The sequence below is a fragment of the Pseudomonas sp. TH15 genome, from assembly GCF_016651105.1.
Classification (GTDB): Bacteria; Pseudomonadota; Gammaproteobacteria; order Pseudomonadales; family Pseudomonadaceae; genus Aquipseudomonas.
On record NZ_JAEKEL010000001.1, the window covers coordinates 1 to 17,756 of the forward strand.

Annotated in this window: 17 protein-coding genes and 1 pseudogene; 5 read left to right on the forward strand and 13 right to left on the reverse strand. The window is 58.6% G+C overall.

Annotated features, from left to right (window positions below; all coding sequences use genetic code 11):
- From msrQ to JFT87_RS00030, 6 genes are all read right to left on the reverse strand, one after another.
- The coding region (msrQ, locus tag JFT87_RS00005) for a protein-methionine-sulfoxide reductase heme-binding subunit MsrQ (RefSeq protein ID WP_201198009.1) at window positions 1–619 on the reverse strand (619 nt) is incomplete at its 3' end.
- Complete coding sequence (gene msrP, locus JFT87_RS00010; RefSeq protein ID WP_201198010.1) at window positions 619–1,632, reverse strand: protein-methionine-sulfoxide reductase catalytic subunit MsrP; 1,014 nt, start codon at window positions 1,630–1,632, stop codon at window positions 619–621. The genes msrQ and msrP, both read right to left, overlap by 1 nt.
- A 58-nt stretch (window positions 1,633–1,690) precedes the next feature.
- Window positions 1,691–2,545, reverse strand: coding sequence for a CDP-diacylglycerol--serine O-phosphatidyltransferase (gene pssA, locus JFT87_RS00015; protein WP_201198011.1), 855 nt, complete (start codon window positions 2,543–2,545; stop codon window positions 1,691–1,693).
- 145 nt (window positions 2,546–2,690) lie between these two features.
- Window positions 2,691–3,707, reverse strand: coding sequence for a ketol-acid reductoisomerase (gene ilvC / locus JFT87_RS00020; RefSeq protein ID WP_007948647.1), 1,017 nt, complete (start codon window positions 3,705–3,707; stop codon window positions 2,691–2,693).
- A 48-nt stretch (window positions 3,708–3,755) separates the two neighbouring features.
- Window positions 3,756–4,247 (reverse strand): acetolactate synthase small subunit, encoded by a 492-nt coding sequence (ilvN, locus tag JFT87_RS00025; protein WP_003176102.1) that lies wholly within the window; start codon window positions 4,245–4,247, stop codon window positions 3,756–3,758.
- A 2-nt stretch (window positions 4,248–4,249) separates the two neighbouring features.
- A complete protein-coding gene (locus JFT87_RS00030) occupies window positions 4,250–5,974 on the reverse strand; it encodes an acetolactate synthase 3 large subunit (RefSeq protein ID WP_201198012.1) in 1,725 nt (574 codons plus the stop codon).
- Window positions 5,975–6,375: 401 nt separating this feature from the next.
- Between JFT87_RS00030 and JFT87_RS00035 the strand changes: the two genes are divergently transcribed.
- Entirely contained in the window at window positions 6,376–6,798 is a 423-nt protein-coding gene (locus tag JFT87_RS00035) for a DUF4124 domain-containing protein (protein WP_201198013.1), read from the forward strand.
- A 112-nt stretch (window positions 6,799–6,910) separates the two neighbouring features.
- Here JFT87_RS00035 and JFT87_RS00040 read toward each other — a convergent pair whose 3' ends face one another.
- Genes JFT87_RS00040 through mrcB form a run of 3 tightly spaced genes read right to left on the reverse strand, consistent with a single transcriptional unit; the run spans window position 6,911 to window position 10,339 of the window.
- Complete coding sequence (locus JFT87_RS00040) at window positions 6,911–7,246, reverse strand: YqcC family protein (protein ID WP_201198014.1); 336 nt, start codon at window positions 7,244–7,246, stop codon at window positions 6,911–6,913.
- Window positions 7,246–7,998: a tetratricopeptide repeat protein gene (locus JFT87_RS00045; protein ID WP_201198015.1), complete on the reverse strand. Its 753-nt coding sequence runs from the start codon at window positions 7,996–7,998 to the stop codon at window positions 7,246–7,248. The genes JFT87_RS00040 and JFT87_RS00045 overlap by 1 nt, the downstream gene beginning before the upstream one ends.
- A 16-nt stretch (window positions 7,999–8,014) precedes the next feature.
- Window positions 8,015–10,339 carry a penicillin-binding protein 1B gene (mrcB, locus tag JFT87_RS00050; RefSeq protein WP_201198016.1) on the reverse strand — a complete coding sequence of 775 codons (2,325 nt, stop codon included), beginning with the start codon at window positions 10,337–10,339 and terminating at the stop codon, window positions 8,015–8,017.
- A 117-nt stretch (window positions 10,340–10,456) separates the two neighbouring features.
- Here mrcB and JFT87_RS00055 point away from each other — a divergent pair, with 117 nt between their 5' ends.
- From JFT87_RS00055 to JFT87_RS00070, 4 genes are all read left to right on the forward strand, one after another.
- Window positions 10,457–12,013 carry an AAA family ATPase gene (locus tag JFT87_RS00055; protein ID WP_201198017.1) on the forward strand — a complete coding sequence of 519 codons (1,557 nt, stop codon included), beginning with the start codon at window positions 10,457–10,459 and terminating at the stop codon, window positions 12,011–12,013.
- A gap of 90 nt (window positions 12,014–12,103) precedes the next feature.
- The gene (locus JFT87_RS00060; protein ID WP_201198018.1) at window positions 12,104–12,448 is read left to right on the forward strand and encodes a pentapeptide repeat-containing protein; all 345 of its coding nucleotides are present in this window, start codon (window positions 12,104–12,106) and stop codon (window positions 12,446–12,448) included.
- A 312-nt stretch (window positions 12,449–12,760) separates the two neighbouring features.
- On the forward strand, window positions 12,761–13,033 hold the full coding sequence (locus tag JFT87_RS00065) for a TfoX/Sxy family protein (protein WP_007971093.1): 273 nt from the start codon (window positions 12,761–12,763) through the stop codon (window positions 13,031–13,033).
- Between the two features lie 16 nt (window positions 13,034–13,049).
- On the forward strand, window positions 13,050–13,850 hold the full coding sequence (locus tag JFT87_RS00070) for a Crp/Fnr family transcriptional regulator (protein WP_201198019.1): 801 nt from the start codon (window positions 13,050–13,052) through the stop codon (window positions 13,848–13,850).
- Window positions 13,851–14,074: 224 nt separating this feature from the next.
- Here the strand turns inward: JFT87_RS00070 and JFT87_RS00075 are convergent, their stop codons facing one another.
- From JFT87_RS00075 to JFT87_RS00090, 4 genes and pseudogenes are all read right to left on the reverse strand, one after another.
- Window positions 14,075–14,938, reverse strand: a complete 864-nt coding sequence (locus JFT87_RS00075; protein WP_201198020.1) for a ChaN family lipoprotein — start codon at window positions 14,936–14,938, stop codon at window positions 14,075–14,077.
- A 21-nt stretch (window positions 14,939–14,959) separates the two neighbouring features.
- Window positions 14,960–15,728 (reverse strand): annotated as a pseudogene (locus tag JFT87_RS00080) (heme ABC transporter ATP-binding protein).
- Entirely contained in the window at window positions 15,728–16,711 is a 984-nt protein-coding gene (locus JFT87_RS00085; RefSeq protein WP_201205030.1) for a FecCD family ABC transporter permease, read from the reverse strand. The pseudogene JFT87_RS00080 and the gene JFT87_RS00085 overlap by 1 nt, the downstream one beginning before the upstream one ends.
- Before the next feature lie 50 nt (window positions 16,712–16,761).
- Entirely contained in the window at window positions 16,762–17,634 is an 873-nt protein-coding gene (locus tag JFT87_RS00090; protein WP_201198021.1) for a heme/hemin ABC transporter substrate-binding protein, read from the reverse strand.
- Window positions 17,635–17,756: the final 122 nt, after the last annotated feature.

The following is a 17,756-nucleotide window of genomic DNA, read 5'->3' on the forward strand; positions in this document are numbered from 1 at the left end:
TTCGCTTTTCTTGCAAAACCGGCTTTTTGCCCAGCAAACGCGGGATACGACGCGTCACCGGCGGAATACGCAGCACCAGAAGCAGCGCACCTATAGAAGCATAGACAGCCCACTCCTTCAGATCCGCGCGAACAATCCACAACATATGCAGCAAGCCGAGTCCGAGAATCACATAGACCAGTCGATGCAGCTTCTTCCAACGAGAACCCAAACGCCGCTGACTGTAGCGATTGGACGTCACGGCCAGCGCCAGCAAACAGAGAAACCCCAGCGTCCCGACGATAATGTAAGGCCGCTTGCGCAACTCGACGCCCAACTGCGACCAGTCAAAACCGAGAATGAACGCGGTGTACCCGCTCAAATGCAGCACAACATAAGCAAAGCACCACAACCCCAACTGGCGCCGGACAGCAATCCACCCCGCCCAACCAGTCAGTTTCTGCAAGGGCGTCATACTTAATGTAATCAGCAGAAGGACAAGCGTGCCCAACCCCAAGCGATCAACCAGTACTTTACCCGGATCAGGCCCGAGCACATCCGCCCAGGCCTGATACAACCAAAGCAGCGGCCAGACCGCGATAACTATAAAGACAAAAATACGCCAAACAGCAAAACGCATCAGTAGTACTTCCGAAGATCGAGACCCGCATACAAAGAAGCGACTTCATCCGAGTAGCCATTGAACATCTGCGTGTCCCGCACATTGGGCTTGAACAGACCACTCGGCAAACGCCGCTCCCGCGCCTGAGTCCAGCGCGGGTGATCAACCGTAGGATTCACGTTCGCATAAAAACCATACTCATCCGCGGCAATGCTTTGCCAGGTGGTTTTCGGCTGCTCGCTGACCAGGCTGATCCGCACGATGGATTTGATGCTCTTGAATCCGTACTTCCATGGCACCACCAAACGCAGAGGCGCACCGTTCTGATTCGGCAACTCGCGCCCGTACATACCCACCGCAAGAATCGCCAACGGGTTCATTGCCTCATCCAGACGCAACCCTTCTATATAGGGCCAGTCGATCAAGGCAAAACCGGAACGCTGCCCGGGCATATTCTTAGGGTCCTGCAGGGTCTCGAAACGAATGTATTTGGCTTTGGAGGTTGGCTCGACCTCCTTGAGTAACGCCGAGATGGGAAAGCCGACCCAGGGAATGACCATCGACCAGGCCTCCACACAGCGAAGACGGTAGATCCGCTCCTCCAGCTGGTAAGGCTTCATGAAGTCCTCCAGCGCGTACCGCCCAGGCTTGCCCACCTCCCCGTCTACCACCACGCTCCATGGCTCGGTCTTCAGCGCGCCAGCATTGGCCGCCGGATCACCTTTGTCAGTGCCAAACTCATAGAAGTTGTTGTAGTGGGTTGCATCCTTGAACGGTGTGATCGCTTCATCCTTGACGTTGACCGCCCCCCACTTTGTAGAAGAAAGCTTTTCGGCGAACCAGGACGGCGCCTTGCCAGGCTCGACGTCGGCGTAACGCGCAGCATCGCCAGCATTGGCCCATCGAGGAAGGCTGCTCACGGCCAAGCCGGCCACGGCAACACCGAGCACATTGCGACGAGAGAGATAGAGGGATTCAGGCGTCACGTCTGACTCAAGGCAGTCAGACGCTTTGGGGAATTTGATCAGCATGGCTACTCCGCAGCATTGGAGGACAGATGCACCAATAGACTGCGGAGTATGAGGGAAATTACACGTTTTTATTCCGACGAAGACGTAACAGGTATTGAACCGGGCCTGAGGCCGCATACCCGAGGAACACCAGCAACAGAATGCGCGGCGGATCACTGAATACAACGGCAAACACCAACACCACGGCAAGGATCGCCACAAAAGGCACACGCCCTTTCAAGTCCAGCTCCTTGAAGCTGTTGTACTTGATGTTACTGACCATCAACATGCCGGCGGCCGCCACCATCAGCGCCACCAGAAACGACATCTTGGAACCCTGGATGCCGTAATCGCTGAATGCCCAGACGATCCCAGCAACAACACCCGCCGCCGCCGGACTGGCCAGGCCAATGAAGTAGCGCTTGTCCGCCGTACCAACCTGGGTATTGAACCGGGCCAGACGCAACGCCGCGCCCGCCACATAGATGAAGGCAACCATCCAGCCGACCTTGCCCATGTCACCCAGGGCCCAGCCGAATGCCAACAATGCCGGTGCGACACCAAAGGCGACCATGTCCGACAACGAGTCGTACTCGGCACCGAAAGCGCTCTGGGTATTGGTCATCCGCGCAACCCGACCGTCCAGACCATCGAGCACCATGGCGACGAAAATCGCGATGGCGGCGAACGCAAAATACTTGCTGGCACTGACCGAGTCACCGGCGCTCAATGCAGCCTGTGCACTCATCGAGTTGATGATGGAATAGAACCCCGCGAACAGATTCGCAGTGGTGAAAAGATTCGGCAGAAGATAGATACCACGATGCCGGACTTTACGACCTTCAGCGTCATGCCCTTCTTCGATGTGTTCATCGATGGGCAGCAGACTTTCGGCGTCAGGAGCCTGGTTTGGCTCTTCGGGACGTTCGCTCATGGACATTACCTTGCAACAGGATGGAAAGTTTTCGACAGGTGTCTGGGACGACAGTTCGGCCACAAACGATGCAGCTTTATACCAGAACCGGTGACCCAAACGAAAAAACGCGGCCTAGGCCGCGTTTCTCGTACAAGCGTGCGACTTAGTTTTTGGCTTTGTCGACGATCTTGTTGGCACCGATCCACGGCATCATGGAGCGCAGTTGCTCGCCGATGATTTCGATACCGTGAGCGGCGTTGTTACGACGCTTGGCGGTCATCGAAGGATAGCCGGTAGCGCCTTCGCTGATGAACATCTTGGCGTATTCGCCGTCCTGAATACGTTTCAGGGCGTTACGCATAGCCTGACGGGATTCGGCGTTGATCACTTCCGGACCAGTCACGTACTCGCCGTATTCAGCGTTGTTGGAGATCGAGTAGTTCATGTTGGCGATACCGCCTTCGTACATGAGGTCAACGATCAGCTTCAGTTCGTGCAGGCATTCGAAGTAGGCCATTTCCGGCGCATAGCCAGCTTCAACCAGGGTTTCGAAACCGGCTTTAACCAGTTCAACGGTACCGCCGCACAGTACGGCTTGTTCGCCGAACAGGTCGGTTTCGGTCTCGTCCTTGAAAGTGGTTTCGATGATGCCGGTACGACCGCCACCAACGCCAGCAGCGTAGGACAGTGCAACGTTTTTGGCGTTGCCCGAAGCATCCTGGTAGATAGCGATCAGGTCAGGAATACCGCCGCCCTTTACGAACTCGGAACGTACGGTGTGGCCCGGTGCTTTCGGCGCGATCATGATCACGTCGAGGTCAGCGCGCGGAACAACCTGGTTGTAGTGGATCGCGAAGCCGTGGGAGAAGGCCAGGGTGGCGCCTTTCTTGATGTTCGGCTCGATTTCGTTCTTGTACAAAGCAGACTGGAACTCGTCCGGGGTCAGGATCATGACCAGGTCGGCAGCCGCAACAGCGGAAGCAACGTCAGTCACTTTCAGGCCGTGAGCTTCGGCTTTGGCAACAGTGGCCGAACCTTTACGCAGGCCGACAGTAACGTCAACGCCGGAGTCTTTCAGGTTGCACGCTTGAGCGTGGCCCTGGGAACCGTAACCGATGATGGCAACTTTCTTGCCCTGGATGATCGACAGGTCGCAGTCTTTTTCGTAATAAACTTTCATGAAATTCCCCTATATATCCAGGCCGTTCAGGCCATTCGCTAATTTGGTTTAGATGCTGAGTACTTTGTCGCCGCGGGCGATACCGGTTACGCCGCTACGGACGGTTTCCAGAATCGAGGCGGTGCCGATGGACTGAATGAAGCTGTCGAGCTTGTCGCTGGTACCGGTCAATTGAACGGTATACACGCTGGCGCTGACATCTACGATCTGCCCACGGTAAATATCGGTAGTGCGCTTGATCTCGGCGCGCTGGGCGCCGGTGGCCTTGACCTTGACCAGCATCAGTTCGCGCTCGATGTGAGCACTCTCCGACAGGTCGACCAATTTGACCACTTCAATCAGCTTGTTCAGGTTCTTGGTGATCTGCTCGATAACTTCATCGTGGCCGACAGTGGTCAACGTCAGGCGCGACAGGGTCGGGTCTTCGGTTGGTGCCACAGTCAGGCTTTCGATGTTGTAGTTGCGCTGCGAGAACAGGCCGACTACACGAGACAGAGCGCCCGGTTCGTTTTCCAGAAGCAAGGAAATAATGTGCCGCATGATTAAGTACGCTCCGTCTTGCTCAGCCACATATCGCGCATGGAGCCGTCTTTGATCTGCATCGGGTAGACGTGCTCGCTGGTGTCGACTGAAATATCGAGCACCACCAGGCGATCCTTCATGGCAAACGCTTCCTCCATCTTCGACTTCAATTCTTTCGAGTCGGTGATGCGCATGCCTACGTGACCATAGGCCTCTGCCAGCTTGACGAAGTCAGGCAACGACTCCATGTAGGAATGCGAGTGACGACTGCCATAGCTCATGTCTTGCCACTGGCGAACCATACCCAGAACACCGTTGTTCAGGATGACGATTTTGACCGGCAAACCGTATTGCAGACAGGTGGACAGTTCCTGAATGTTCATCTGGATACTGCCCTCGCCTGTCACGCAGACGACGTCGGCATCCGGGAAGCTCAACTTGATACCCATGGCCGCCGGGAAACCGAAGCCCATGGTGCCCAGGCCACCGGAGTTGATCCAGCGGTTAGGCTTGTCGAACTTGTAGTACTGCGCCGCGAACATTTGATGCTGACCCACGTCGGAGGCGACAAAGGCATCGCCCTTGGTCACTTCGCACAGGGTTTCGACCACGGTTTGCGGCTTGATGATGCTGCCGTCGCCCTTGTCGTAAGGGAACAGGCCGCGGTCACCGCGCCACTCGTCAACTTGCTTCCACCAACTGGCAACGGACTCCTTGTTCGGGGTCTCGCCGATTTCCTTGAGGATCGCGACCATTTCGGTCAGGACGCTCTCGACCGGACCAACGATAGGCACGTCGGCCTTGATGGTCTTGGAGATCGAAGCCGGGTCGATGTCGATGTGAATGATCTTGGCATTCGGGCAGAACTTCGCCGGGCCGTTGATCACACGGTCATCGAAACGTGCGCCGACTGCCAGGATCACGTCAGCATGGTGCATCGCCAGGTTAGCGGTGTAGCTGCCGTGCATGCCGAGCATGCCGATGAACTGACGGTCGGTGCCTGGGTAGGCACCCAAGCCCATCAGGGTATTGGTCACTGGCAGGTTGAGCATCTTCGCCAATTCGGTCAGCGGCGCGGAGCCGCCACCCAGAATCACGCCGCCGCCGGCGTACATCACCGGACGCTTGGCCGCCAGGAGCATTTCTGCTGCCTTGCGAATTTGCCCGGAGTGACCGCGAACAGCTGGGCTGTAGGAACGCAGCTTGGCTTTTTTCGGGAAGATGTATTCGAACTTCTCGGCCGGGTTGGTCATGTCTTTCGGAATATCGACAACGACCGGACCAGGACGACCGGATTGCGCCAGGTAGAACGCCTTCTTCATGACTTCCGGGATTTCCGAAGCGTGCTTGATCATGAAGCTGTGCTTCACGATCGGCCGGGAGATACCGATCATGTCGGTTTCCTGGAACGCGTCGGTACCTACCATGTTGCTAGGCACCTGGCCGGAAATGACCACCATCGGAATGGAGTCCATGTAGGCCGTGGCAATACCGGTGATGGCGTTGGTTGCGCCCGGGCCGGAAGTCACCAGTACCACACCGGCTTTACCGGTGGCACGGGCATAACCGTCAGCCATATGGGTCGCAGCCTGTTCGTGACGAACCAGGATGTGGGTCACTTCCGGTTCTTTGAACAGGGCATCGTAGACATGAAGAAGAGCACCGCCCGGGTACCCGTAGATATATTTGACGCCTTCGTCACGCAAAAAGCGGACGAGCATCTCACCGCCAGATAAAAGCTCCACGTTGTTCACCTCTAAAACGCCAGAATACCGTCCACACACAAGGGGACGGGTCTTAATAGGTTTACTTCTCGGCAGAGCATGAGCGACGGTGGTCGCCGACTACGTCAGCACTGACTGAGCAAGTATTGGGATCGTCCCAAGTGTTGCGGGCCTTTCCCACCCAGCGCGAGGTAACGCGTTGCGGGTGTAACAGGTCGGCGCGGGTATGCGCCTCATGATCTACCGAGTGGGTCTGCTTCTGGCAGTCCCTCTACAGCGGACTTTGGATTCTTCTGTTTCGTCCTCTGCAAGTCAAGTCGTCTATGTGCTTTATTGTGAGTAAGCGCATGAGAACGCAAGAAAAAACCCGTAAACCGCAAGTGTGTTAGCTTCAATTGCGCAACTTATGACAAGGAAATGGCATGCGAACGTTCTTCTTCACCGCCAGTCTGCTGATCACCCTGAGCCCTTTGTGCATGGCGGCTCAGATCTACAAGTGGGTGGATGCCCAAGGGGTGACCCACTTCGATGCCCAGCCGCCACCGGGTCAGCCGTCGACCAGCATGCAGACGCCCTCCTCGCCCGCGCAGAAACCTGCGCCAATGCCGGGTAGCGGTGTGTTGGGTGATCAGAAAGCGATCGACGACAAGGTCAAGAAACAGGTCGCTGACCAACAGGCGCAGCTCAAGACCTTTTGCGAACAGGCGCGGACGAACCTTGCGCAGTTGCAGAACAATCCGCGTTTGAGGGAGGAAGTCGAGGGACAGATGCGACGGCTGGATGATGCGCAGCGTCAGGAGCGCATTGTTGAGGCGCAGAAGCAGATTGCCGAGAACTGCCAGTAACGTCGCGCCCTTGTGGGAGCGAGCTTGCTCGCGATAGCGGTGGGTCAGCCGACATCAATTTTGAATGTGACACCGCTTTCGCGAGCAAGCCCGCTCCCACAAAGATCGGGGATCAGCGCGAGGCGGTGATCAGCAGGTCGAACTCTTTGAGCAGGACCTGCAGATACCGATCCTTGCCCTGGACATTGCGGGAGGCAAAGACCATTTCGGCCATTTCCTGAATCCCTGACGCATTGGGCAACGGCAGATCCTGTTCGAGGATCACTTTCATGCGCGGCAAGAAGATCCATTGCAGCCATTGCTCAAAGTCCAGGGTGTCGACCGAGAACGGCTCGACACTGGACAGTGCTTCAGCACTTGGCGAGACCTCGTCCCACCAGCCCTGAATCCGCAGCTCACGTTCGATCAGCAGCAACTGCTCGGCAATTTTCGGGAAACGTGCATCCATCACAGCGCAACCTTGGCCTTCTGACGGGCCAGTGTGGCGCCAGCGGTATCACCCTGCTTTTCACGAGCTTGAGCGATCAGTTCCCACAGGTTGGCCTGCAGATCCGGACGGCCACTGGCAAAGGTCAGACCACGACGAGCGAACTGCTCGGCTTGTGGTGCATCGCCTTGAGCCATACGCACCTGCGCCAGACGATAAAGCACTTGCGGCTCACGCGGAGCTACTCGCTGGGCGCGCTCCAGGCTGGAGGACGCACCGTTGAGGTCGCCACTGGCCTGTTGCTGTTGAGCGGTAGTCAGCAGCGCCAGCACCGGACCATCCAGTTGCTCGTCGGCAGACAAGCCGCCACCGGTGCTTGCCGACGGAATCCCGCTCGGGGTCGATGGCATGCTGTAGCTGCCCTGATTGATTGGCGCGGACTGAACCGGCGAGGTATCAATCGGACCCGGCGTGATCGGGCCCGGCGTGATCGGGCCCGGCGTGATCGGCGAAGTGCTGATCGGGGCCGAAGTCACGGCGCCACCACCCGGTACCATCACCACTACGCCGCTATCACCTTGCGGGATGGCCTGGGGCTGACCTTGCACCGGACGTTTTACTGTCGTCTTGCGGAAACCGCCATTCGCCTGAATCCGCTCACTGTTAGATACAGCGCTGCCGGAGTCCACAACCGGAATCGAACCGCGCTGTACGGTGGAGCAACCGCTGAGCAAAGCCACGGCGGTAACCGCTGGAATCAACCACTTATTCACTTGAAACCCTCTTTGCTTAATTCATCCAGCCCTTGACCCAATCCATCACCGTTTCACCGGAAGCAGGGGCTTGACCACCACAAGCGGCGCCGGGAGGCGGTTCACTGCCGCGAATATACGGCATCTGCACCGCACCTGGGCAGTTGGCATCAGAGCCTTGCCCGGTGCGCGAATCTACCCAGGCCTGAACAATGCTGTCCGGCTGCGGCATGTCCAGCGGCAGCGGATCGGCCTTGCGCATGAAACTGGTCCAGACCTGCAACGCACCGGTAGCGCCGGTGAACGGTGTCTTGCCGTTATCGTCGCGACCCAGCCAGACCACCGCCAGCAGATCCTGACTGAAACCGGCGAACCAGCTGTCCCGCGAATCGTTACTGGTACCGGTCTTGCCCGCCAGCGTCAGGGTTTTGGGCAGCACGTTATAAACCGAGCTACCGGTACCTTCACGCATGACGCGCTGCATGGCGCTCTGGATCAGGAAAATAGAGGCCGGATCGAAACGCTGCTGAATCTGGAACGGATAACGTTTAAGTGGCTCGCCTTCGGCAGTCAGCACGCTGCGAATCCCGCGCATCGGCGTATTGAACCCGCCGTTGGCCAGGGTCTGATACATGGTTGCCACTTCCATCGGCGTCAGACCACCCGCGCCCAACAGCATCGACGGGAACGCCGGGAACTCTCGACTCACGCCCAGGCGCGCCAGGGTCTTGAGGACGTTCGGTACACCCAGCTCCAACCCGAGACGCGCAGTCGACAGGTTGTAGGAATGCGCCAACCCTTGATACAGGAACACCGTGCCGTGGGAACGTCGGTCATAATTCTGTGGTTTCCAGACCTGACCGTCTGCACCTTTCACCGAGAAGGATTCATCCGATAGCCAACTGGTCAAGGTGTACTGGCTTGGTTTCTCAAGAGCAGTCAGATAAACCGCAGGCTTGATCAACGAGCCGATCGGGCGTACCGCATCCAAGGCACGGTTGAAACCGGCAAAACTCGCCTGACGGCTGCCGATCATGGCCTGGACTTCGCCGGTTTCCGGATTGGTCACGACCATGGCCGCTTCGACATCATCCGAACCTTTGCGCCCGGCCAGTCGTTTAAAGGTGTCGTTGACCGAGGCTTCGGCCTTCATCTGCAGGATCGGGTCGAAACTGGTGAAAATCCGCAGGCCTTCTTCGGTCAAGTCTTCGTCGCGATAGTCTTCACGTAACTGACGCTTAACCAGATCGATAAAGCCCGGGAACGAACTGTCCGCCAGTTTGCCGCGAGTCGTCACGCCCAGCGGCATGGCCTTCGCGGCAGCGACTTGTTCGGCAGTAGCAACGCCTTGTTGCTCAAGCACATCAAGCACCAGGTTGCGCCGCTCAAGCGCCCGCTCCGGGTTGCGACGCGGGTTGTAATAGGACGGCCCCTTGACCATGCCCACCAGCAGCGCGACTTGATGCAGTTTCAGTTCGGACAACGGCTGCCCGAAGAAGAACTGACTGGCCAGGCCGAAACCGTGCACCGCACGCTGGCCATCCTGACCGACGAACACTTCGTTGAGGTAAGCCTCAAGAATGTCCTGTTTGCTGTAATGCAGCTCAAGCAACATCGCCATCATGGCTTCGGTGAGTTTGCGGGTCAGGCTGCGTTCGCTGGTCAGGTAGAAGTTTTTGACCAACTGCTGCGTCAGCGTGCTGCCACCCTGGGTCATCTTGCCGCCAGAGGTGTTGACCCAAATAGCTCGGGCAATCGATTTGGGAGACACACCCCAGTGGCTGTAATAATCCCGATCTTCCACCGCGACCAGGGTGTCGAGCAGGTACGGCGGAACCTGATCGAGCTTGATCAGAATGCGGTCTTCGAGGTTTTTCGGGTAAATCCCGCCGATCATCAGCGGTTCCAGCCGCACCACAGAAAGCTTCGAACCGTTGGTCGCCGAGAGTTCGGCCACATAGTCACCGGAGAACCGCACCCGTACGGGCTGGGGCTTCTCCATACCTTCATAAAATTGGAAGCCACGGGTGTTCAAGTCGACGGTATTGCCGCTGACCGCTGCTGCGCCGGGACCGTTGCTCACAGCTTCGCGCCGGTAGCCCAAGGCGTCGAGTTCGGTGAGGAAGTCGTCCTTGCTCAGCTTCTGGCCGGTAAACAGCTCCAGCGGGCGCGCATACACCTTGGCCGGAATGGTCCAGCGCTTGCCGGAAAACTTCTCCTGAACGATGGCGTCCAGATAAACCGCGAACCCGGCAAGCACGACAAGGCCGACCAGGCTGAGTTTAAGGGCCCAGCCCAGCCAGGGGCGCAGGCCGCTGGACGGTGGTTTTTTTTTGCTGCGAGGGGATCGAGTACGAGTCATGGCGGCGGATTATACGCACTTTATTCATACTCAACAGGAGCCTGCCAAGGTTTGCGTCCGGCGGAGTTGCGGCCATAATGGCGACCTTGAATTTCCCCCGACTCTGAAGGATCGCCTGTGAGCCAGTCCCTGATCGCCGCCCTGCAAAACCCGGCCCTCTACCCGCATCCCGTCGATGGGTTCCAGGTTATCGAGACCCATATCTCCTGGGTCATCCTCACGGGTCCCTTTGCTTATAAAGTGAAGAAGCCGGTGAACTTCGGCTTCCTCGACTTCACCAACCTCGATGCTCGCGAACATTTCTGCGGTGAAGAACTACGCCTGAACCAGCGTCTGACCAATGATTTGTATCTTGAAGTGTTGCCGATCACCGGCAGTGCCGAAGCCCCACAACTGGGCGGTGACGGCCCGGTTGTCGAATACGCGCTGAAAATGCGTCAGTTCCCGCAAAGCCAATTGCTCAGCACCCTGCAAGCCAACGGCGAACTGACCACCGCGCACATCGACGAGATGGCCGCGCAAATTGCGCAGTTCCACCTCACTGCGCCGAAAGTACCTGCCGAACACGAAGCAGGCACCCCGGACAGCGTCATGGCACCGGTACGCCAGAACTTCGAACAGATCCGCCCGTTCCTCAGCGACAAGGCTGATCTGTTGCAACTCGACGCCCTGCAAGCCTGGGCCGAAAGCAGCTTCGAGCGTCTGAAGCCGCTGTTTGCCCAACGCAAGGCCGACGGTTTCATTCGCGAATGCCACGGTGACATTCACCTGGGCAACGCCACCGTGATCGACGGCAAGGTCGTGATCTTCGACTGCATCGAGTTCAACGAGCCGTTCCGCTTCACCGACGTCTACGCTGACACCGGTTTCCTGGCAATGGACCTGGAAGACCGCGGCCTTAAGAGCCTGGCGCGCCGTTTCATCAGCCAGTACCTGGAACTGACCGGCGACTATCAGGGCCTTGAGCTGCTCAACTTCTATAAAGCCTACCGTGCACTGGTTCGCGCCAAGGTCAGCCTGTTCAGCATGCCGGCCGAGGCCGATCCGGTGCAGCGCGCCACCACCCTGCGCCAGTACCGCAACTACGCCAACCTGGCGGAAAGCTACAGCACCATTCCTTCGCGCTTCATGGCCATCACCCACGGCGTTTCCGCTGTCGGTAAAAGCCGTGTGGCCATGCGTCTGGTGGAAGCACTGGGTGCCATTCGCCTGCGTTCCGACGTAGAACGCAAACGTCTGTTCGGCGAGCAGACCGTGCCGAACGATCCACAGGCCGGCATTTATAGTGCTGACGCCAGCTCAGCGACCTACACCCGCCTGCATGAAATCGCTGACGTAATCCTGCGTGCCGGTTTCCCGGTGGTGATCGATGCCACCTACCTCAAGCGCGACCAGCGTGACGGCGCGGCAAAAATTGCTGAAGCGACCGGCGCACCCTTCCTGATTCTGGATTGCAACGCACCGCAAGCCGTAATCGAGAGCTGGCTGGCCCTGCGTCAGGCAGACAAAAAGGATCCGTCCGACGCCAATCTGGCCGTTATCGCCGACCAGCAAGGCACCCGCGAAGCACTGACGCCGGCCGAGATTCTCTGCAGCAAGCGTGTTCAGACCAATGAGAGCGGGACCCTGGACGCTGTCGTGGCGCAGATTCGCCAGCGCCTGCCGGGCTTGTAAGAAATTTTTCAGCCGTGGAGCCTTCGCTGGCTTCACGGCTGTCAAATAGTGGCACTATACTGGCGTCATAAAACCAACAGGTGATTTGACATGAGCCAGCCGAAACTTCTCGACACCCCGCTTTATGCCTTGCTGCACAAAGACGACATCACAGGCTTCAACAAGCAACGCCCCCTCGATGGCCCGATTGACATGGTCAGTGGCGATTTCCGTGGTCTTGATCTGCGTGAGCTGAACGCCGATGGCATCGACTTCACCGATGCGTACTTCCGTTCCGCCGACTTGCGTGGCATCGACTTCCGCAATGCCTCGCTGGAAGGTGCAAGCCTGGCCCATGCGCAAATCTCCGGCGCCTACTTCCCAACAGAGCTGAGTGCCGACGAAATCCTGATGTCGATGAATTTCGGGACACGCCTGCGCTATCGCACCCGCTAACATCCGCATCGCCTACCTGACACGACACGCCCCCTGTGGGAGCGGGCTTGCTCGCGAAAGCGGTTTAACCTTCAACATTCATGTCGACTGACACTACGTCTTCGCGAACAAGTCGAATCGTCGCACCGCCGCTCCCCACAGTTATTTGCGCTGCCCTCCTCTGCTGCATTCGCAGCCCCTTCGAACGCTTCAGGACCTTGCCTCTTAGAAGCGTTTGCGTCGAAACCGACCAAACAATCACGCTTTTCCTACTGATGGCTACACTCCTCAAAGGCTCGCCCACGCACCGTTCGGCCGTCGCAAGGAGGCTTGATGAATGATGAACTGCAACACCTGAAGAATCTTGGCAAGACGTCAGCGCAGTGGCTGCATGCCGTGGGCATCCACAGCGCCTCGGACTTGCGTCGCCTGGGGGCGGTGGATGCTTATCGGGCCGTGCGTACGCGTGGGTTCCGGGCGTCCAAGGTGTTGCTGTATGCAATTGAAGGCGCCCTGATGGACGTGCACTGGAACGACATCCCCGCTGAACGCAAGGAAGCGCTGAACAAACAACTGGAAGCCATTTCTTCACGCCACAAGAATTGAACAGGCGCCCATCGCCATGTACTTGCTCGGGGAACAACCGGCTTACGCCGACACACTGATCAATCGCTTGCAGAATTTGCCTGCGCAGTGGCTGCACGGCTTGGCACCGTGCGGGCCGGATCTGCAACTGGAATCGACGGATGACCTGATGGCGCAGTTGCCAGGCGATCAGTTGTTTCTGCTGACTGACGGTGTGATCCATGGCGGCATCGGTGCACGGGCGCTGTTTTACTGGCAGGAAGGTGATTTGTTCGGCCTGCAACAGGGCGAAGCCTGGGCCGATTGCCGTTTGTGCAGTGATGGGCCACTGCGCTTGCAACCTTATCGGCGCAGTGAGATTGTCCAGCATGTGTATGCCGAGCCCGGCCGGGCGGATCAATTCCTCGAATACCTGTTGGGGCAAATGGCAATCCTCGCCCACGCCGTAGCCGAACTGAAACCGCGCGAGTTTCGCAGTACCAATGGTTTCAAACGGGTGGAGGCCGGGGAAATCCTGATCAACCAGGGCGACGAGGCAGACCATGTATTCGTCATCATCGAAGGCCATGCCGAAGCGTTTGTCGACGGGCATAAAGTCGGCGATGTGCCCAAGGATGAGATTTTCGGTGCCATGGCGGTGTTCACTGGCGAGAAGCGCAACGCCAGTGTGATCACCAGCGAACCGAGCACGGTAATGTTGATTCCCAAGGATCAGTTTCTGAGCCTGACCCAAAGCAATCCGAAGATTTCCCACAGCCTGATCGAGAGCATGGCGCGGCGCATTGACTTGCTGAACAAGCAGATTACCCAGTTGAGTTCACTTAAAAATCCAGGCTAAACCCAACGATTACAGGGCCTGCTGGCTGATTGAAAATAAATGAGAAAACAGCGGTTGACTTGGTAATGAGAATCGCTATGATTATCACAACTGGTCGCGAGACTGGTCGATTTTCTGAAAAGCCCTTGGTTCGGACTCTCAGATTATCTCCTCATCAGGCTAATCACGGTTATTTGACCCGGCTCTTGCCGGGTCTTTTTTTGCCTGTAGAAAAGTCGCCGACGCTACTTGCCCATCTGCTTACGCATCTCTTCGCAATAATCCGGTGCCGGCGTGGCGGGCGTGTACCAGACGTAATCAGCCATCGCCAACGTGACCTCACTGCCCTGCTGCGCCAGCATCAGCACGGTTGGCGCTTCGGGTTCGCCCAAATCCAGTATATGAAGCGGTACACCGACATCCTTGCGCGCATGATACGCACCGGCAAACAGCAGCGAAGGCTCGGGGGCGACACGTAAACGCTCAGCCATTCGCCGGTCACGTTGCTGCTGCACCGCCAGCATTGCTGGCATTTTGGATTTTGGAAGCAGTCCGCAATGGGAGCCACTGATTTGCGCCAGCAGAGTCGCTTTCACGGTTTGCGCATTGCTGCGTGCCCCGCTCAAGCGCGGCGGCTGTTGATAGAACGCGCGGATTTCAGTGCTTTCAAGGTTGGCCGCCAGCAGCGGATACGGTTGTGTGAGGGCGAAGCGAACGATCGGCCCATAAAGATTCCAGTCCCAGCCATCCTGCCAGGACAGCGCATTAGGGAGGTCGCTGGGCAGCGACGCAGATTGGCGAAGCGCATCGACTTTCGGCTGCTGATCCGGCGTGAGCATTTCCAGCAGCAGGCTGCCCTGCGGTCGTTGCTCGCTCAGCGATTGCAACAACCACAACTGCGCGGCATGGTGATCGGCATTGTCATGCTGCTCGCCAATGATCACCCGCGTGGGCTTGGCAAGACGCGCCAGCAATTGCTGCGTCGTCAGCAGTTGGCCGTTGTGCAGATCACGAATGTCGCCACTGACCGGAGGCGGCAACGCAACATGCTGACACCCCGCCAGACACCCCGCCAATACCAGCAGCGCCAACCCCCAGATCCCACGCATGCTCTCACCTCGATGAACGACTCAGCGGGCGATGATCAGCGGATGCCCACGCTCCGGGTGCGGCTGCACCAATACTTCCAGCCCGAACACCGCTTTGAGCGGCTCCGGACGCAGCACCTGCTCTGGTGTATCCAGCGCCACCGGGCGCCCGCCTTCGAGCAGCAACAGACGATCACAATAACGCGCCGCCAGGTTCAGATCATGCAGGATCACCAACACCGCGGCACCGCGATCAGCAAACTCGCGCACAGCCTGCAATGTGGTGTGCTGATGCAGTGGATCGAGCATCGAGGTCGGCTCATCAAGCAGTAAGGTCTGCCCCGCCTCGCCGGGCCAGAGCTGCGCCAGCACCCGGGCCAGATGCACTCGCTGACGTTCGCCGCCGGACAGCGCCAGGTAACTGCGACCGCTCAAATGCCCGGCATCGGCGGCGCCCAACGCGGCGGCAACAATTTCGTCATCGCGCACCCGACCGCTTTGATAAGGCAAACGCCCCATGCCGACCACTTCCTCGACACGAAAGCCGAAGTCGAGGGTCGACACTTGCGGTAGTACCGCCAATCGCTGCGCTCGCAGGGCACCCGTGCAGTGGCTCAAGGCCACGCTCATCGAGCCAGACGCGTCCTTCATCAGGACGCAATTCACCGCACAACGCGCCGAGCAAGGTGCTCTTGCCAGCACCGTTCGGCCCCAGCACACCGAGGACTTCACCCGGCTTGAGTTCCAGTGTGATGTCCGTCAGCACCGTTTTGCTGCCTCGGCGGATCTTCAGGTTTTCTGTGCGCAACATCAGGCACGCCTCCTGAGCAGCAGAATCAGAAAGAACGGCGCGCCAATGAACGCCGTGACAATACCAATCGGCAACTCGGCCGGCGCCAGGGCCAGTCTCGCCACCAGGTCAGCGAACAACAACAGACTCGCCCCCGCCAGCACCGAGGCCGGTAACAGCACCCGATGATCAGGACCGGCCAGCAGCCGCACCAGATGCGGCACCACCAGCCCGACAAACCCGATCATCCCTGCTGCCGCCACCGCCGCGCCGACACCCAGCGCGGTGCAGAACACCAGTTCACGCTTGAGCCCTTCGACATCAATGCCCAGGTGACCGGCCTCCGACTCGCCCAGCAACAATGCATTCAAGGCCTTGGCCCTGCGCGGCAACCACAGCGCCACACCAGCCGTCACCAGCAGCAATGGCCAGAGCCGCGAATAACTGGCGCCGTTGAGGCTGCCCAGGTTCCAGAAAGTCAGCGTGCGCAGGGTCGCATCGTCCGCCAGATAGGTGAACAAACCCACCGCCGAACCGGCCAGCGCCGTTAACGCAATACCGGCCAGCAGCATGGTCGCGACGTTGGTTTGCCCGTTACGCCGGCCGAGTCGATACACCAGCGCGGTCACGCCGAGCCCGCCAAGAAACGCGCACAACGACAAAAGATAAGGCCCGAAGGACTCGGGCAAGCCGCCAAACGCCGAACCACCGACAATCGCAATCGCCGCGCCCAGTGCGGCGCCGCTGGAAACACCGACCAGCCCCGGATCGGCCAATGGGTTGCGAAACAGACCCTGCATTGCCACGCCAGACAAGGCCAGCACACCGCCCACCGCCAAACCGAGCAGGGTTCGCGGCAGGCGAATCTGCCCAAGAATCAGTTCAGCCTGCTCCAGACCGTCCGGGGCAATCGGCACACCGATCAACCGCAGCGCCGCACGCAACGTGTCGAGCAACGGCAAGCTCACCGGCCCCAGCGCCAACGACAGCCAGATCGCCAGCAAACACAGCAGACTCAAGCCAATAAACAGTGTGCGGGGTTTAACCAAAGTGGTCATTGGTCACTCGCGCCGAGATATAAACCGTCAGACAACTTTTTCAGCGCCTCGGGCAACCGCGGTCCGAGCCCGCCCACCAGTAAAGTTGGATCGAGTTCCATCACGCGGCCGTCCTTCGCGGCACGGGTCGAGGACAAGATGGGGTTTTCCTTGAACAATGCTGCGCGGGCCGCATCGCCGGTCAGCGCACGGTCGGAGAACACCAGCACTTCAGGGTTCAGGCTGGCCAAGGACTCGTTGGAAAAAGGTTTATAACCGGTATGCGTCGCCAAGTTGTGGCCGCCGGCCTGTTGCAGCAACCAATCGGCGGCGGTGTCCTTGCCGGCGATCATTGGATTGCCGCCCGCATGGCCGAGCAACAACAGCACACCCGGCGATTTCTGTTTGAGCTGCGCCTCGGTGATCCGGAGCTTTTGCTGATCCAGTTTCTGTTGATACGCCAGGAATGCCTGGGTCGCCTGGTCTTCTGCGCCGAGCAACTTGCCCAGATGCTGCAAGTTGCCCTGCAAGGCAGGCAAATCCGGCTGGGCCGAGAACAATTCGACCTGAACACCGGCACTGCGAATCTGCGAAAGCACCGGCGGTGGACCCATTTCTTCGGTGCCGATGAGCATCTGCGGGCGTAAGCTCAAGATGCCTTCCGCCGACAATTGCCGCTGATAGCCAATGCTCGGCAGGGCCTTCAAAGAATCCGGATGCTGACTGGTGGTATCGACGCCCACCAGTTTTGACTCGCCACCCAAGGCACTCACCCACTCCGACAAGGCGCCACCGGCACTCACCCATCGCTGCGGCAGTTCGGCCGCTGCCGCCTGGTGGCTGACGATGAGTCCGACACACAAGGCGACAACGCGGGTACTCAGACGCATAAACGGCTTCCTTAAAGGGTTTTCCCGGGCATCAACCTGACAGGCCAAGTATCCTCGACATCCGGCAAGCGCCCCCATGGGCGGGCGGCCATTTGATAATTGTTTGCATTTGCGCGTCAAGT

Coding starts and splice junctions, on each gene's coding strand:
- JFT87_RS00065 (WP_007971093.1), top strand. CDS start 12,761: ATGAATGATGAACTGCAACACCTGAAGAATCTTGGCAAGACGTCAGCG.
- ilvC (WP_007948647.1), bottom strand. CDS start 3,707: ATGAAAGTTTATTACGAAAAAGACTGCGACCTGTCGATCATCCAGGGC.
- mrcB (WP_201198016.1), bottom strand. CDS start 10,339: ATGACTCGTACTCGATCCCCTCGCAGCAAAAAAAAACCACCGTCCAGC.
- JFT87_RS00070 (WP_201198019.1), top strand. CDS start 13,050: ATGTACTTGCTCGGGGAACAACCGGCTTACGCCGACACACTGATCAAT.
- JFT87_RS00090 (WP_201198021.1), bottom strand. CDS start 17,634: ATGCGTCTGAGTACCCGCGTTGTCGCCTTGTGTGTCGGACTCATCGTC.
- JFT87_RS00035 (WP_201198013.1), top strand. CDS start 6,376: ATGCGAACGTTCTTCTTCACCGCCAGTCTGCTGATCACCCTGAGCCCT.
- JFT87_RS00060 (WP_201198018.1), top strand. CDS start 12,104: ATGAGCCAGCCGAAACTTCTCGACACCCCGCTTTATGCCTTGCTGCAC.
- pssA (WP_201198011.1), bottom strand. CDS start 2,545: ATGAGCGAACGTCCCGAAGAGCCAAACCAGGCTCCTGACGCCGAAAGT.
- ilvN (WP_003176102.1), bottom strand. CDS start 4,247: ATGCGGCACATTATTTCCTTGCTTCTGGAAAACGAACCGGGCGCTCTG.
- msrP (WP_201198010.1), bottom strand. CDS start 1,632: ATGCTGATCAAATTCCCCAAAGCGTCTGACTGCCTTGAGTCAGACGTG.
- JFT87_RS00075 (WP_201198020.1), bottom strand. CDS start 14,938: ATGCGTGGGATCTGGGGGTTGGCGCTGCTGGTATTGGCGGGGTGTCTG.
- JFT87_RS00040 (WP_201198014.1), bottom strand. CDS start 7,246: ATGGATGCACGTTTCCCGAAAATTGCCGAGCAGTTGCTGCTGATCGAA.